The organism is Luteimonas sp. TWI596 (genome assembly GCF_039674105.1).
In the GTDB taxonomy this organism is placed as follows: Bacteria; Pseudomonadota; Gammaproteobacteria; order Xanthomonadales; family Xanthomonadaceae; genus Luteimonas.
Window position 1 is genome coordinate 90,922 of record NZ_JBDJMU010000006.1, and the last position, 13,634, is coordinate 104,555.

Annotated in this window: 13 protein-coding genes; 12 read left to right on the forward strand and 1 reads right to left on the reverse strand. The window is 70.0% G+C overall.

Features of this window, described 5'->3' with window-relative positions; all coding sequences use genetic code 11:
• The first annotated feature begins 53 nt into the window (after window positions 1-53).
• From ABE487_RS06525 to ABE487_RS06575, 11 genes are all read left to right on the forward strand, one after another.
• Window positions 54-1,262 carry an argininosuccinate synthase gene (locus tag ABE487_RS06525; protein ID WP_346451710.1) on the forward strand — a complete coding sequence of 403 codons (1,209 nt, stop codon included), beginning with the start codon at window positions 54-56 and terminating at the stop codon, window positions 1,260-1,262.
• A 118-nt stretch (window positions 1,263-1,380) separates the two neighbouring features.
• Window positions 1,381-2,493, forward strand: coding sequence for an acetylornithine deacetylase (locus ABE487_RS06530; RefSeq protein WP_346447456.1), 1,113 nt, complete (start codon window positions 1,381-1,383; stop codon window positions 2,491-2,493).
• Window positions 2,494-2,607: 114 nt separating this feature from the next.
• A complete protein-coding gene (locus ABE487_RS06535) occupies window positions 2,608-3,924 on the forward strand; it encodes an acetylglutamate kinase (RefSeq protein ID WP_346451712.1) in 1,317 nt (438 codons plus the stop codon).
• 10 nt (window positions 3,925-3,934) lie between these two features.
• Window positions 3,935-4,882: an N-acetyl-gamma-glutamyl-phosphate reductase gene (gene argC, locus ABE487_RS06540; protein ID WP_346442100.1), complete on the forward strand. Its 948-nt coding sequence runs from the start codon at window positions 3,935-3,937 to the stop codon at window positions 4,880-4,882.
• A 73-nt stretch (window positions 4,883-4,955) separates the two neighbouring features.
• Window positions 4,956-6,251: an argininosuccinate lyase gene (locus tag ABE487_RS06545; RefSeq protein ID WP_346451714.1), complete on the forward strand. Its 1,296-nt coding sequence runs from the start codon at window positions 4,956-4,958 to the stop codon at window positions 6,249-6,251.
• Window positions 6,248-6,514: a YciI family protein gene (locus tag ABE487_RS06550; RefSeq protein WP_346451716.1), complete on the forward strand. Its 267-nt coding sequence runs from the start codon at window positions 6,248-6,250 to the stop codon at window positions 6,512-6,514. Before ABE487_RS06545 ends, ABE487_RS06550 begins: the two co-directional genes overlap by 4 nt.
• Window positions 6,515-6,524: 10 nt before the next feature.
• Window positions 6,525-7,673 carry a glutamate 5-kinase gene (proB, locus tag ABE487_RS06555; RefSeq protein ID WP_346451718.1) on the forward strand — a complete coding sequence of 383 codons (1,149 nt, stop codon included), beginning with the start codon at window positions 6,525-6,527 and terminating at the stop codon, window positions 7,671-7,673.
• 91 nt (window positions 7,674-7,764) lie between these two features.
• Complete coding sequence (locus ABE487_RS06560; protein WP_346451719.1) at window positions 7,765-8,514, forward strand: PA2928 family protein; 750 nt, start codon at window positions 7,765-7,767, stop codon at window positions 8,512-8,514.
• 18 nt (window positions 8,515-8,532) lie between these two features.
• Window positions 8,533-9,240 carry a hypothetical protein gene (locus ABE487_RS06565; RefSeq protein WP_346451721.1) on the forward strand — a complete coding sequence of 236 codons (708 nt, stop codon included), beginning with the start codon at window positions 8,533-8,535 and terminating at the stop codon, window positions 9,238-9,240.
• Entirely contained in the window at window positions 9,237-10,055 is an 819-nt protein-coding gene (locus ABE487_RS06570) for a hypothetical protein (RefSeq protein ID WP_346442094.1), read from the forward strand. Before ABE487_RS06565 ends, ABE487_RS06570 begins: the two co-directional genes overlap by 4 nt.
• Before the next feature lie 71 nt (window positions 10,056-10,126).
• Window positions 10,127-11,377: a glutamate-5-semialdehyde dehydrogenase gene (locus ABE487_RS06575; RefSeq protein ID WP_346442093.1), complete on the forward strand. Its 1,251-nt coding sequence runs from the start codon at window positions 10,127-10,129 to the stop codon at window positions 11,375-11,377.
• A 34-nt stretch (window positions 11,378-11,411) separates the two neighbouring features.
• Here ABE487_RS06575 and ABE487_RS06580 read toward each other — a convergent pair whose 3' ends face one another.
• Window positions 11,412-13,094 (reverse strand): AMP-binding protein, encoded by a 1,683-nt coding sequence (locus ABE487_RS06580; RefSeq protein WP_346442092.1) that lies wholly within the window; start codon window positions 13,092-13,094, stop codon window positions 11,412-11,414.
• A 152-nt stretch (window positions 13,095-13,246) separates the two neighbouring features.
• Here ABE487_RS06580 and ABE487_RS06585 point away from each other — a divergent pair, with 152 nt between their 5' ends.
• Entirely contained in the window at window positions 13,247-13,591 is a 345-nt protein-coding gene (locus tag ABE487_RS06585) for a hypothetical protein (protein WP_346451723.1), read from the forward strand.
• Window positions 13,592-13,634 lie beyond the last annotated feature (43 nt).

Genomic DNA, 13,634 nt, shown 5'->3' on the forward strand with positions numbered 1-13,634 from the left:
GCGCACTGCATCCATATCGACTTCCTCTTTCGCATCTCCACGGACCACAGCCCATGACCAGCGCCACCACGTCCCGCGACATTGTCCTTGCCTTCTCCGGCGGCCTCGACACCAGCTTCTGTGTGCCTTATCTGCAAGAGCAGGGCTGGACCGTGCACACCGTGTTCGCCGACACCGGCGGCGTGGATGCCGAGGAGCGTGCGTTCATCGAGCAGCGTGCGGCCGAGCTGGGCGTCGCCAGCCATGTCACCATCGATGGAGGGCCGGCGATCTGGGACGGCTTCGTCAAGCCGTTCGTCTGGGCCGGCGAGGCCTATCAGGGCCAGTACCCGCTGCTGGTGTCGGACCGTTACCTGATCGTCGACGCCGCGCTCGCGCGCGCCGCCGAACTCGGCACGAATGCGATCGCGCACGGCTGCACCGGCATGGGCAACGATCAGGTGCGTTTCGACCTGGCCGTGAAGGCGCAGGGCGATTACCGCATCGTGGCGCCGATCCGCGAGATCCAGAAGGAACACACCCAGACCCGCGCCTACGAGCAGGCGTATCTGGAAGCGCGCGGTTTCGGCGTGCGCGCCAAGCAGCAGGCCTACACGATCAACGAGAACCTGCTGGGCGTGACCATGTCCGGCGGCGAGATCGACCGCTGGGAAGCGCCGGGCGAGGGCGCCCGGGGTTGGTGCGCACCGCGCGCCCAATGGCCGGAAGCGCCGCTGCAGGTCACGCTGCGTTTCGAGCAGGGCACGGCGGTCGCCCTCGATGGCGAAACGCTGCCGGGCGCGCAGATCCTCGCCAAGCTCAACGCCCTGTTCGCGCCCTACGGCGTGGGCCGCGGCGTCTACACCGGCGACACCGTGATCGGGCTCAAGGGTCGCATCGTCTATGAGGCGCCGGGTCTGATCTCGCTGCTCGCCGCGCACCGTGCGCTCGAGGATACCGTGCTCACCAAGCAGCAGAACCGCTTCAAGCCCGAGGTCGCGCGCAAGTGGACCGAGCTGGTGTACGAGGGCTTCTTCCACGACCCGCTCAAGACCGACATGGAAGCGTTCCTGGCCTCGTCGCAGGCCAACGTGACCGGCGAGGTGGTACTCGAGACCCGCGGCGGACGCGTCGATGCGGTGGCGGTGCGCTCGCCGCACATCCTCAACGCCAAGGGCGCGACCTATGCGCAGTCGGCCGACTGGGGCGTGGAGGAAGCGGAAGGCTTCATCAAGCTCTTTGGCATGAGCTCCACGCTGTACGCGCAGGTCAACCGCGGCTGACCGCGGTTGGCTTGGCTGGGCATTTCACCTTAAACCCCGCGTCGTTGGCGCGCCCCCTTCAGCTGGAAGGGGGCTCTCCTCCAGCCGGATAGAAGCAGTTCTGAAGGCGTGCCAATCCATGCTTGGACAGACTCTCGACCATCTCGAACACCTGGTGGCCTTCGATACCCGCAATCCGCCGCGGGCGATCGCCGCCGAGGGCGGAATCTTCGACTACATCCGTGCGCAGTTGCCGGGCTTCGCGGTCGAGGTGATCGACCACGGCGCCGGCGCGGTCAGCCTGTATGCGGTGCGCGGCGCGCCGAAGGTACTGTTCAACGTGCACCTGGACACCGTGCCCGACTCGCCGGCGTGGTCGGCCGATCCGCATACGATGCGGCGCCTGGACGACCGCGTGGTCGGGCTGGGCGTATGCGACATCAAGGGCGCAGCCGCGGCGTTGATCGCCGCGGCCAATGCCTGCGACGGCGACGCGGCCTTTCTGTTCTCATCCGACGAAGAAGCCAACGATCCGCGTTGCATCGCCGCGTTCCTGGCGCGTGGGCTGTCGTTCGATGCGGTGCTGGTCGCCGAGCCGACGCAGTGCGAGGCGGTACTCGCGCATCGCGGCATCAGCTCGGTGCTGATGCGCTTCGCCGGCCGCGCCGGGCATGCCTCCGGGCGCCAGGACCCGGCCGCGAGTGCGTTGCATCAGGCGGTGCGCTGGGGCGACCGTGCGCTCGATCACGTCGCCTCGCTTGACGCCGAGCGCTTCGGCGGTCTGACCGGGCTGCGCTTCAACATCGGCCGGATCGACGGTGGAATCAAGGCCAACATGATCGCGCCCGAGGCCGAACTGCGCTTCGGCTTCCGGCCGCTGCCGTCGATGGATGTCGATGGGCTGCTGGCGACCTTCGCCGGCTTCGCCGAGCCTGCCGCCGCGCATTTCCAAGAGACGTTCCGTGGGCCGAGCCTGCCGTCGGGCGCGGCTTTTGATGGAAGTGCTGCGCGGGCGGAAGAGCGGCGGCTCGCCGCACGCGACATCGCCGATGCGTTCGATCTGCCGATCGGCAACGCGGTCGATTTCTGGACCGAGGCCTCGCTGTTCTCGGCCGCCGGCCATACCGCGCTGGTGTACGGACCGGGCGACATCGCCCAGGCGCATACCGCCGACGAGTTCGTGACCCTCGACCAACTGCAGCGCTACGCCGCCGCGGTGCATCGGATCATCGCCGGCGGCTCGCGTCCATGAGCGCACTGCCCGTCGCGCGCCGTCGTCGCGCTGCCGCGGCCTGATCGCGCGGCGATGCCCGTCCTTCCTCATCCGTCCGCGCCTCCATGCGCGACACATCACAAGCCCAGACCCATGCACGCACACCAACAGACCCGCCAGACCATCGTGCGCCTGCTTTCGAGCATGGCCAGCGCGAAAGAGATCAGCCAATACCTCAAGCGCTTCTCGCAGCTCGATGCCAAGCGTTTCGCCGTGGTCAAGGTCGGTGGCGCGGTCCTGCGCGACGAGCTCGACGATCTGACGTCGTCGCTGTCGTTCCTGCAGGAAGTCGGCCTGACGCCGATCGTGCTGCACGGCGCCGGTCCGCAGCTCGACGCCGAACTGTCGGCGGCCGGGATCGAGAAGAAGACCGTCGACGGCCTGCGCGTGACCACGCCCGAAGCCCTGGCGATCGTGCGCCGCGTGTTCCAGGCCGCCAACCTGCGCCTGGTCGAGGCGTTGCAGAAGAACGGGGCGCGCGCGACCTCGATCACCGGTGGCGTGTTCGAGGCCCATTACCTCGATCGCGAGACCTACGGGCTGGTGGGCGAGGTGGAGCGCGTCAACCTGGCGCCGATCGAGGCCAGCCTGCAGGCCGGCTCGATCCCGGTGATCACCAGCCTGGGCGAGACCGCCTCGGGCCAGATCCTCAACGTCAACGCCGACTTCGCCGCTAACGAGCTGGTGCGCACGCTGCAGCCCTACAAGATCATCTTCCTGACCGGCACCGGCGGGCTGCTCGATGAAAGCGGCAAGGTCATCGACTCGATCAACCTGTCGACCGAATACGATCACCTGATCCGGCAGCCGTGGCTGCACGGCGGCATGAAGGTCAAGATCGAGCAGATCAAGGACCTGCTCGAAGGGCTGCCGCTGGCCTCGTCGGTCTCGATCACCCGGCCCGCGGACCTGGCCAAGGAACTGTTCACGCACAAGGGCTCGGGCACGCTGGTGCGGCGCGGCGAGCGCGTGCTGCGCGCGACCGCGTGGCACGCCCTCGACCTGCCGCGGCTGCGCACGCTGATCGAGTCGAGCTTCGGACGTACGCTGGCCGACGACTACTTCGAGCGCACGCCGCTGTTGCGCGCCTACGTCAGCGAGAACTATCGGGCTGCGGTCGTGCTGACCGCGGCCGAGGGCAGCACCTACCTCGACAAGTTCGCCGTGCTCGACGACGCTCAGGGCGAAGGCCTGGGCCGAGCAGTCTGGCAGGTGATGCGCGAGGAGACGCCGCAGCTGTTCTGGCGCTCGCGTCACCAAAACCCGGTCAACATCTTCTACTACGCCGAATCCGACGGCTGCATCAAGCAGGAGAAGTGGAAGGTGTTCTGGTACGGCCTCGATGGCTTCGAGCAGATCCAGCGTTGCGTGGCACACTGCGCGACGCGCGCCGCGACGCTGGCGGGCTGAGGACACCGACATGAGGGACAAGAAGACCATCGGCATCGTCGGCGCGCGCGGCCACACCGGCAGCGAACTGATCCGCCTCGTCGCCGCGCACCCGGGGCTGGACCTGTTGTTCGTGTCCTCGCGCGAGCTCGACGGCCAGCGCGTGGCCGACCACAACGACGCCTGGCAGGGCGCACTGCGCTTCGAGACTCTCGATGCCGACGCAGTCGCGGCCAAGGGCGCGGACGCGGTCATCCTGGCGCTGCCCAATGGCAAGGCGGCGCCGTTCGTTGCGGCGCTCGACGCGTCCCGGCCCGAGACGGTGATCGTCGACCTGTCGGCCGACTACCGGTTCGATCCAGCCTGGTACTACGGCCTGCCGGAACTGACCCGCGATACCTACAACGGCCAGCGACGCATCAGCAATCCGGGCTGCTACGCCACCGCGATGCAGCTGGCGATCGCGCCGCTGCTCGACCAGCTCGCCGGCCCGCCGCAATGCTTCGGCGTGTCCGGTTACTCGGGCGCGGGCACCACGCCGTCGGACAAGAACAATGTCGCGCTGCTGGCCGACAATCTGATGCCCTACGCGCTGACCGGCCATGTGCACGAGCGCGAGGTCTCGGCCCGGCTCGGCGTGCCGGTCGAGTTCATGCCGCACGTGGCGCCGCATTTCCGCGGCATCACGATGACCGTGAACCTGTGGCTGCGCGCACCGCTGTCGCGCGATGCGGTCAAGGCGCGCTTCGAGACCCGCTACGCTGACGAGCCGTTGATCGAGGTAGTCGACGAGGCACCTTGGGTGAGCCGCATCGCCGGCCATCACGGCGCCCAGGTCGGCGGCTTCACGATGGCCCAGGGCAACGGCCGTGTGGTCGTGGTCGCCACGCTCGACAACCTGCTCAAGGGCGCGGCGACGCAGGCGATGCAGAATCTCAACCGCGCGCTGGGGTTCGCCGAACTGACTTCGATCCAGTGACGCGAGTCGCTGGCAAGCGCTCGCACATCCCTGTGCGGGCATCCAACACAAGCCCATTCCGAGACGCATTTCGATGAGCAATCTTCTCTGGCAGAAGCCTGGCGTCGCTGTCGACACCCAGATCCAAGCGTTCCTGGCCGGCGACGACGTGATCCTCGACCGAGCGTTCTTCCTGCACGACATCGCCGCGAGCGCTGCGCATGCGCAAGGACTGCAGCGTGTGGGCATCCTGTCGTCTGACGAACTCGCCGGCCTGGAGCGCGAGCTGGCGACGCTGGCCGAGGACTTCCGCAGCGGCGCGTTCGTGCTCGACGACCGTTTCGAGGATGGCCATTCGGCGATCGAGGCGCGCCTGACCGAGCGCCTGGGCGATGCCGGCCGGCGCATCCACACCGGCCGCAGCCGCAACGACCAGGTGCTGGTCGCCACCCGCCTGTGGCTGAAGGAGAAGCTGGCGCGTCTGGCCGCGCTGTCGCGCGAGATCGCCAAGATCGCGCTGGATCGTGCCGAGGCCGAGCGCGACCTGCCGATTCCCGGCTACACCCACATCCAGCGCGCGGTGCTGTCCTCGGGCGGCATGTGGTGGTCGGGCTGGGCGGAGGCCTTCATCGACGATGCGGTGCGCGCGGCCGACACCCTGGCGCTGATCGACTGCAATCCGCTGGGCACGGCGGCCGGTTACGGCGTGAACCTGGCGCTCGATCGCGACCACACGACGGCCGCGCTGGGGTTCGCGCGGTTGCAGGTCTCGCCGGTCTACGCGCAGCTTTCGCGCGGCAAGTTCGAACTCGCCGCGCTCGAGGCGCTGGGCAGCGCGACGCTCGACCTGCGTCGCCTGGCCTGGGACCTGTCGCAGTTCACCAGCGCCGAGTACGGCTTTGTCGCGTTGCCGGCGCAGTACACCACCGGCAGCTCGATCATGCCCAACAAGCGCAATCCCGATGTCGTCGAGCTGATGCGCGCCACGCACGCCAGCGTCGCGGCGGCGCGCACCGAGATCGAGCAGCTGCTGTCGCTGCCGTCGGGCTACCACCGCGACCTGCAGAGCTCCAAGGGCGCGATCGTCCACGGCTTCGGTCGCGGGCTGGCGGCGCTGGAGCTGTTGCCGGCGCTGCTGGCGAACCTGGAATGGCGCGAGGACCGGCTGCGCGCGGCGGTCGATTCGGGCATGTACGCGACCGACGTCGCGGTCGAGGCGGCGATCGCCGGCGTGCCGTTCCGGGAGGCCTACCAGGCGGCTGCGGCCAGCGCCGACACCGCCGGCCAGGGCCGCACGCCCGAAGGCAGCCTGGCCGCGCGGACCTCGCCGGGCGGGGCCGCCGACCTGCGGCTGGATGCCTTGCGTGCGCGCTGGGAGGCGCTGGCATGAGCACGGTCACCCGATATCTGGTGCTGGCCATGCGGCGATCGGATTTCGACGACGCGGTCATCGCACCGCACAAGGCCTTCCTCGATGATCTGCGCGCGCGCGGCGTGCTGGAGATGACCGGCGGTTTCGGTGATGGCAGCGGCGGTGCGTATCTGTTGCGCAATGTCGCCTCGCTGGAGGCTGCGCGCGCGATCGTCGCAGCCGATCCGCTGGCGCTGCAGCAGACCAGCGATCTCATCGTCTACGAGTGGCATACCCGCTGAAATCCGGCCGATGACCGCCTCCGACACGCAAGCGTTCCCCGAGCAGCCGCTGCCACCCTGGCGGCGCGCGGTGCTCAAGGTCGGCAGCAGTCTGCTGGCCGCCGATGGCGGCGGGCTGTCGCCGCAGTACGCCGCCGCGCTGGCCGGCTTCGTGCGCGTCGCGCATGCGGCCGGGCGCGAGGTCGTGCTGGTCTCGTCGGGGGCGGTGGCCGCCGGCCGCGCGATCCTGCAGGCCGGCGGCGAGCCGGGCGCGCCGATGGCCGAGCGCCAGGCGCTGGCCGCGCTCGGCCAGGCCCGGCTGACCGGGTTCTGGCAGGGCTTCTTCGAGCGGCCCGTGGCGCAGGTGCTGCTGACCCACGACGACCTGCGCAACCGTCGCCGGTATCTCAATGCGCGCGCCACGTTGCAGGCGTTGCTGCGCCACCGCGCCTTGCCGGTCGTCAACGAGAACGACACGGTGTCGGTGGACGAACTCAAGCTGGGCGACAACGACAACCTCGCTGCGATCGTCGCCGCGCTGGTCGATGCCGAGGTGTTGTTCATCGCCACCGACATCGATGGCCTCTACGACGCCGACCCGCGGGTCGAGCCGTTCGCACGGCCGATGCCGGTGGTCGCGCAGATGAGCGGGGCGTTGCTCGCGGTGGCGGGCGGTGCGGGCAGCAGCGTCGGCACCGGCGGCATGCGCACCAAGCTCGAAGCCGCTCAGCGCGCGGCCTCGGCCGGCATCGCGACCGTGCTGTTCAACGGCCGTCGCGCCGATGTGCTCGAGGCGCTGGCCCATGACCGGCTGACCGGCACCCGCATCCATGCGCTGCGCACCCGGCTGGCGGCGCGCAAGCACTGGCTGCGCAACGCGCCCGCAGAGCCTGGCGCGCTGGTCGTCGATGCCGGCGCCGCGCACGCGCTGGTGGAGAAGGGCGCGTCGCTGTTGCCCGGCGGCGTGGTCGCGGTCGAGGGGGCGTTCCGTCGCGGCGACCTGGTCGAGATCGTGCGGCGCGATGGCGATGGCCAGGATGCGGTCGCGCGTGGCGTCAGCCAGTATTCGGCGGATGACATCCGCCGCCTGTTGCGCCGGCACACGCGCGACATCGAGTCGGTGCTCGGCTATAGCTACGGCGGCAATATCGTCCACCGCGACGATCTGGCGCTGACGTGAATCCGCGGTTGGCGACCGGTGAGAGCGCCGGACCGGCGCGGCCGCGCGCCGCGGGCGTCGAAGCAACGGGGGAGCGATGATGCGCGGCTCGATGTTCAAGACCGTCGCGGCTGTGGGCCTGGGCCTTGCGCTGGTGGCCGGCCTTCCGTTGCTGGTGAGCTGGCAGCTCTCGCGCTATGCCGATAGCCGGATCCAGTCCGGGCCGCTGCTGCTCGACGATGCAAGCGCGCCGCAGATGGCGTTCGTGCTCGAGGACACGCGCGCGCACGCGGTCGAGAACGGCATCGTGCGCAGTCGCTCGCGTCAGTACGCGCAAGTCGTGGACGTGCGCGACGGCCGGTTGCTGTGGAGCCGGCGCTTGGACGCCGAGGATGCGCAAGGCCGCGACTGGGGCCGCGGCGCACTGCTGGGTGCATCGCAGCGCTATCTGTTTGCCTGGCGCAATGCGGTCTATGCCTTCGGCCGTGCCGATGGCCACCGTGAAAAGCCGGACGGCCCCCTGGCCGCACCGGTGGAACGGGCGCGCTACGACGCGCAGGCCGGGCAGTTGGCCGTCGTCGACGTACAGGGCCGCAGCTGGCGTATCGACGGCGACACGCTGGCGGCGACGGCTGCAGACGAGATCGATCCGGCGACGCTGTTCGAGAAGGCCGACCCCGGGATGGCCGCGTCTGCGCTGGCGTCGGCCTCGGCGGCGGTCGACGCCGACGGTAGCTGGACGCTGCTGGCGACACCGGCGCAGGCGCAGGCGGTGGCCGCCGGGCGCGAGCGCGCCGGCGACGACATGCTCGATGCGCGCCGTCAAATGCTGCGTGGACGACTGGATTGGCGATCGCCCTAGACCAATCGCTTCGCGCCGGTGGGCGAGGCGGTGTTCATCCGTGGCGTGTTCCTGCGTGATCCGGTGCGCGCGCCGCTGGCCGTCGACACGGCGCTGTCGCAGGTCGGACCGGAACATGACGTGCCGAAGCCCGAGTCGCCGCGCATGCCGCATTTCGGGCGCGAGCCGTCCGACTTTCCCAACGAGGCCGCCTATCGACAGGCACGGGCGCGCTACCGTGCGCAGCTGCCGGCCGCGCTGCGCCAGTTCAGCGCCGAGCAGTTGGAGTACACGCGCGCGATGGCCGCCTACCGTGCGCAACGGCAGCAGGCCAATGCGCAAGCACGGCAGACGCGCGCTGCGCGCAATGCGTACGTGAACGCGATGCGCGGCCTGCTGCGGCATGCGCCGCTCGCGGCCGACAACGCCCTGTGGACGGTCGGCGCGGCGCGCGATCGCCTGGTGCTTCACGCCACCCATGCGGCGCGCGGTGCGCCGCAACTGCTCAGTGCGGTCGGCGAGGACGGGCAAGTGCGCTGGACGCTGGCGCTGGAGGTGGAGCGGCTCGATGCGATCTGGCGCGCACGCGACGGCGCGCTGCTGGCCGTTGGACGTAGCGACGATGCGCGCTCGGATGTGCTGTTGCGGGTGGAGCCGGGCAGCGGCACCGGCTGGCGCTACCTGGCGCGCACACGCGACACGCAGCCGTTGGCGCCGGGCGCGCCGGCGTCGGAGGCGACCCGATGATCGAACTGATGGTGGTGCTTGCGGCGATGGCACTGCTGGTGCTGGTGGCGCTGTGGGCTGCGGCGTGGCCGCTGCGGCACTGGTGGCGCTTGCGCCGGATCGCCGCCGCTGGCGTTCGCCGCGAGGCCGAGGTGCTCGCGGCGAGCGCAGGGCCGGGCCCGGCGACCACGGTGACCTTGGCGTTCGACAACCTGAGCGGACATCGGATCCAGGACGCGGTGACGCTGGTCGACACCCGGCCGCAACTGCGCCGATTCGTGCCCGGTGGGCGCCTGATGGTGCGGCTGGCGCCGGACCCGCGTCGCGCGCCGCGACTGTTGATCGAGGGCGCGCGTTCGCGCCCGGGCATCTGGGCCGGGGCCTTGCCGCTGCTGCCGCTGGGCATCGCCGCGCTGTGCGCCTGGCGCCTGCGGCTGCGCCATTACCAGGCCGGCGGCGAGTGGTCGGAGATGTTCGGTCATGGGCAGGCCGAGTTCGGACTGGCGATCGCGATGCTGCTGCTGGCGGCGGCGCTGGCCTTCGTCGTGCGGTTGCTGCGGCGCCACGTCGTACCTGTCTCCGTCGAGCTGCGCTACGCCGGCGCGCCGGCGGTGGCCGAGGTGCTGTCGGCCGAGCACACCGGTACGGTGATCAACGAAGCACCCGTCATCGCCCTGCGCCTGCGCTTCGTCGATCGTGCCGGCGTCACCCATACGGTCGTCGCCAAGCGCGCGATCGCGCCGTTGCGGTTGGCGCGCGTGGAGGCGGCGCGCACGCTCGAGGTGCTGTACCTGCCTGCACGCCCCACGCGTGTGGCGTTGCCGACGCTGGATTAGCCGCCCCGGCGCGCCGACGCCGGCTCGGCGATGCTAGGGTGACGCCCTGTTCATTGGGCACAGGAGCCGACATGCAGACCATCCGCGATCAGGCCCTGGCGTGCCGTGACGCCGCCTGTACGCTGGCCGGCCTGGGGACCGCGGCACGCGACGCGCTGCTGCGCGCGATGGCCGATGCACTGGACGCGCATGCCGAGACGATTCTGGCCGCCAACGCGCGCGACCTCGAGGCGGCGCAGGCGCGCGGCACCGGCGGCGCGTTGCTCGATCGCCTGCGCCTGGACGCGGTGCGGCTGGCGGGCGTGTCGGCGGCGGTGCGCGAGGTGGCGGGGTTGCCCGATCCGGTCGGGCAGGTGACCCGCGACGATGTGCGCCCCAACGGCCTGCACGTGCGCAAGATGCGCGTGCCGCTGGGCGTGATCGCGATGATCTACGAGGCGCGCCCGAACGTGACCGCCGATGCCGCGGCGCTGTGCATCAAGGCCGGCAATGGGGTGATCCTGCGTGGCGGCAGCGAGGCGATCCACTCCAGCACCGCGATCGCCGCCGCGCTGCGCGAGGCGATCGCCGCGCACGGCGTCGGCCCCGACGCGTTGACCCTGGTGACCGACCTGCGCCGCGAGACCATGCTCGCCCTGTTGCAGCTCAACGAGATTGTCGACCTGGCGATCCCGCGCGGCGGCGAAGGCCTGATCCGCTTCGTCGCCGAGCACGCCCGGGTGCCGGTGATCAAGCACTACAAGGGCGTGTGCCATTTGTTCGTCGATGCCAGCGCCGATCCCGAGGTTGCATTGCGGATGCTGATCGACGGCAAGACCAGCCGCCCCAGCGCCTGCAACGCGCTCGAGACACTGCTGGTGCATGCCGACATCGCCGCGACGTTCGTGCCGCGTGCGGTGCAGGCGTTGCAGGCGGCCGGCGTCGAAGTCCGCGGCGATGCGCGCGTCCGTGCCCTGGCCGGCGACGTCGCCGAGGCGAGCGAGGACGACTACGCCGCCGAGTTCCTCGACCTCATCATCGCCGCGCGCGTGGTCGACTCGCTCGACGACGCGATTGCGCACATCCAGCGCTTCGGTTCCGACCACACCGAGGTCATCGCCACGCGCGACGACGACAACGCCACCCGCTTCGTCGCGGCGCTTCGCGCAGCGGTGGTGATGGTCAACGCCTCGTCGCGCTTCAGTGACGGCGGCGAGCTGGGCCTGGGCGCGGAGATCGGCATCTCGACCACACGCCTGCATGCCTACGGGCCGATGGGTCTGGAGGCGCTGACCGTCGAGCGCTTCGTCGTTTGCGGGACCGGTCAGGTGCGGCACCCGTAGCGGGCTGCCCGCTCTGCACCTGACGCGCCGGCCGTCAGTTCGGCGCGGACCTGCGGCCTGAAGCGATCTCGCGCATCAGATACTTCTGCACCTTGCCGGTGATCGTCATCGGGAAGCCATCGACGAATTCGATGTCGCGCGGAATCTTGTAGTGGGCGATGCGGCCGCGGCAGAACGCGCGGATCTCATCGGCGGTGCACGTCGCACCCTCGGCCAGGCGGATCCAGGCGCAGACTTCCTCGCCGAAGCGCGCGTCCGGCACGCCGAACACCTGCACGTCGGCGACGGCAGGGTGGGTGTGCAGGAATTCCTCGATCTCGCGCGGATAGATGTTCTCGCCGCCGCGGATGAGCATGTCCTTGAGCCGGCCGACGATCCGGCAGTAGCCATCGGCGTCGAGCGTGGCCAGGTCGCCGGTGTGCATCCAGCCGTCGGCGTCGAGCACTTCGGCGGTGCGTGCCGGTTCGCCCCAGTAGCCGCGCATGACCGAGTAACCGCGGGTCTGCAGTTCGCCGGTCTCGCCGCGCGCCACGACCACGCCGTCCTTGTCGACGATGCGCACCTCGACGTGCGGATGCACCCGGCCGACCGAGTCGACGCGCCGGTCGAGCGGGTCGTCGGGTGTGGTCTGGAAGCTCACCGGACTGGTCTCGGTCATGCCGTAGGCGATGGTGACCTCGCGCATGTGCATGCGCTCGACGACCTTCTTCATGACCTCGATCGGGCAGGGCGAGCCGGCCATGATCCCGGTGCGCAGCGACGACAGGTCGAAGTCGCCAAAGCGCGGGTGGTCGAGCTCGGCGATGAACATCGTCGGCACGCCATGCAGGCCGGTGCAGCGCTCGCGCTCGACCGTCTGCAGGGTCGTCAGCGGGTCGAAGCCTTCGCCGGGAATCACCATGCACGCCCCGTGGGTGACGCAGGCCAGGTTGCCCAGCACCATGCCGAAGCAGTGATAGAACGGCACCGGGATGCACAGCCGGTCGGCCTCGGTCAGGCGCATGGCCTCGCCGACGAACCAGCCGTTGTTGACGATGTTGCGGTGGCTCAGCGTCGCGCCCTTCGGCGCGCCCGTGGTGCCGGAGGTGAACTGGATGTTGATCGCATCGTCCGGGGACAGGCGGTCCTGCAAGGCCGCCAGCCGGGCGTGTGCGTCGGGGGCGTCGCAGGCGGCCACGGTGTCGAAGCGCAGCGTGCCGGGCACATCGTCACCGTCGCCGAGCACCAGGACCTGGCGCAAGTCGGGCAGGCGGGCGGCCTGCAGTGCGCCGGGTGTCGCGCTGTCGAGTTCAGGGGCCAGTTCGCGCAGCAAGCCAAGGTAGTCGGAGGTCTTGAACGCACGCGCCAGCACCAGCGCTGCGCAACCGACACGCGTCAGCGCGTACTCGAGCTCGTGCGTACGGTAGGCCGGGTTGATGTTGACCAGGACCAGCCCGGCGCGCGCGGACGCGAACTGCATCAGCACCCATTCGGCGCGGTTGAGCGACCAGATGCCGATGCGATCGCCCGGTTCGAGTCCCAGCGCGAGCAGGCCCGCGGCCAGCCGTGTGACCGCGGCATCGAATGCGCGGTAACTGAGCCGCACCGATTGCGACGGGACGACCAGCGCCTCGCGATCGGAGTGCTGGGCCGCCACGCGCGCGAGCATCGCGCCGACGGTCTCCTCGAGCAGGGGCGTCTCGCTGGGGCCGGTGACGTGGCTGGGCGTTTGGTCCATGGGAATCGGCTGCGCTATCGTGAGTGCGCAGGATACGAGGCCCGCCCGGGAAGTTCACGGCGCAGCGACTGCGGTGCAGCCGCCGCGCTGCGCAGATTCAGGCGTCTGTGACCGAACGCGACCACCGATCCCTGCGATTGGCCTCGCCGGATATGGACCGCTGTCTGTTGATCCCCTTCGTCTTTCTCTTCCAACTGTTCGGCGGCATCGTCGGCCAGGTCGCGTTGATGCAAGGTAGCTTCGCGCTGCGTCCGGCAGAGGCGGCAATCGACCATCCGTCGCGTCCGCATCGCCTGTTCTATCGTGGTATGGCGCTGCTGATGTGCAACCTGTGGTCGTTGCTGGCGACGCTCCTGTTGCTCGATGCGGTCGGCGTCGATGTGCCGGCGCCGGGCCTGTCGCCACCGGCACGCGTGGCGACCCTGGTGTTGCTGCCGCTCCCGTTGCTCGGCGTGTTCTATTGGCTGTACGTGCGATTCCTGCGTTGGGTGGCGTAAAGCGATCCCCGATCGAACCGCTGACGGCAGCCCCGGCGCCAGC

Coding starts and splice junctions, on each gene's coding strand:
- ABE487_RS06525 (WP_346451710.1), top strand. CDS start 54: ATGACCAGCGCCACCACGTCCCGCGACATTGTCCTTGCCTTCTCCGGC.
- ABE487_RS06535 (WP_346451712.1), top strand. CDS start 2,608: ATGCACGCACACCAACAGACCCGCCAGACCATCGTGCGCCTGCTTTCG.
- ABE487_RS06550 (WP_346451716.1), top strand. CDS start 6,248: ATGAGCACGGTCACCCGATATCTGGTGCTGGCCATGCGGCGATCGGAT.
- ABE487_RS06570 (WP_346442094.1), top strand. CDS start 9,237: ATGATCGAACTGATGGTGGTGCTTGCGGCGATGGCACTGCTGGTGCTG.
- ABE487_RS06575 (WP_346442093.1), top strand. CDS start 10,127: ATGCAGACCATCCGCGATCAGGCCCTGGCGTGCCGTGACGCCGCCTGT.
- ABE487_RS06530 (WP_346447456.1), top strand. CDS start 1,381: ATGCTTGGACAGACTCTCGACCATCTCGAACACCTGGTGGCCTTCGAT.
- ABE487_RS06580 (WP_346442092.1), bottom strand. CDS start 13,094: ATGGACCAAACGCCCAGCCACGTCACCGGCCCCAGCGAGACGCCCCTG.
- ABE487_RS06560 (WP_346451719.1), top strand. CDS start 7,765: ATGTTCAAGACCGTCGCGGCTGTGGGCCTGGGCCTTGCGCTGGTGGCC.
- ABE487_RS06585 (WP_346451723.1), top strand. CDS start 13,247: ATGGACCGCTGTCTGTTGATCCCCTTCGTCTTTCTCTTCCAACTGTTC.
- ABE487_RS06545 (WP_346451714.1), top strand. CDS start 4,956: ATGAGCAATCTTCTCTGGCAGAAGCCTGGCGTCGCTGTCGACACCCAG.
- proB (WP_346451718.1), top strand. CDS start 6,525: ATGACCGCCTCCGACACGCAAGCGTTCCCCGAGCAGCCGCTGCCACCC.
- argC (WP_346442100.1), top strand. CDS start 3,935: ATGAGGGACAAGAAGACCATCGGCATCGTCGGCGCGCGCGGCCACACC.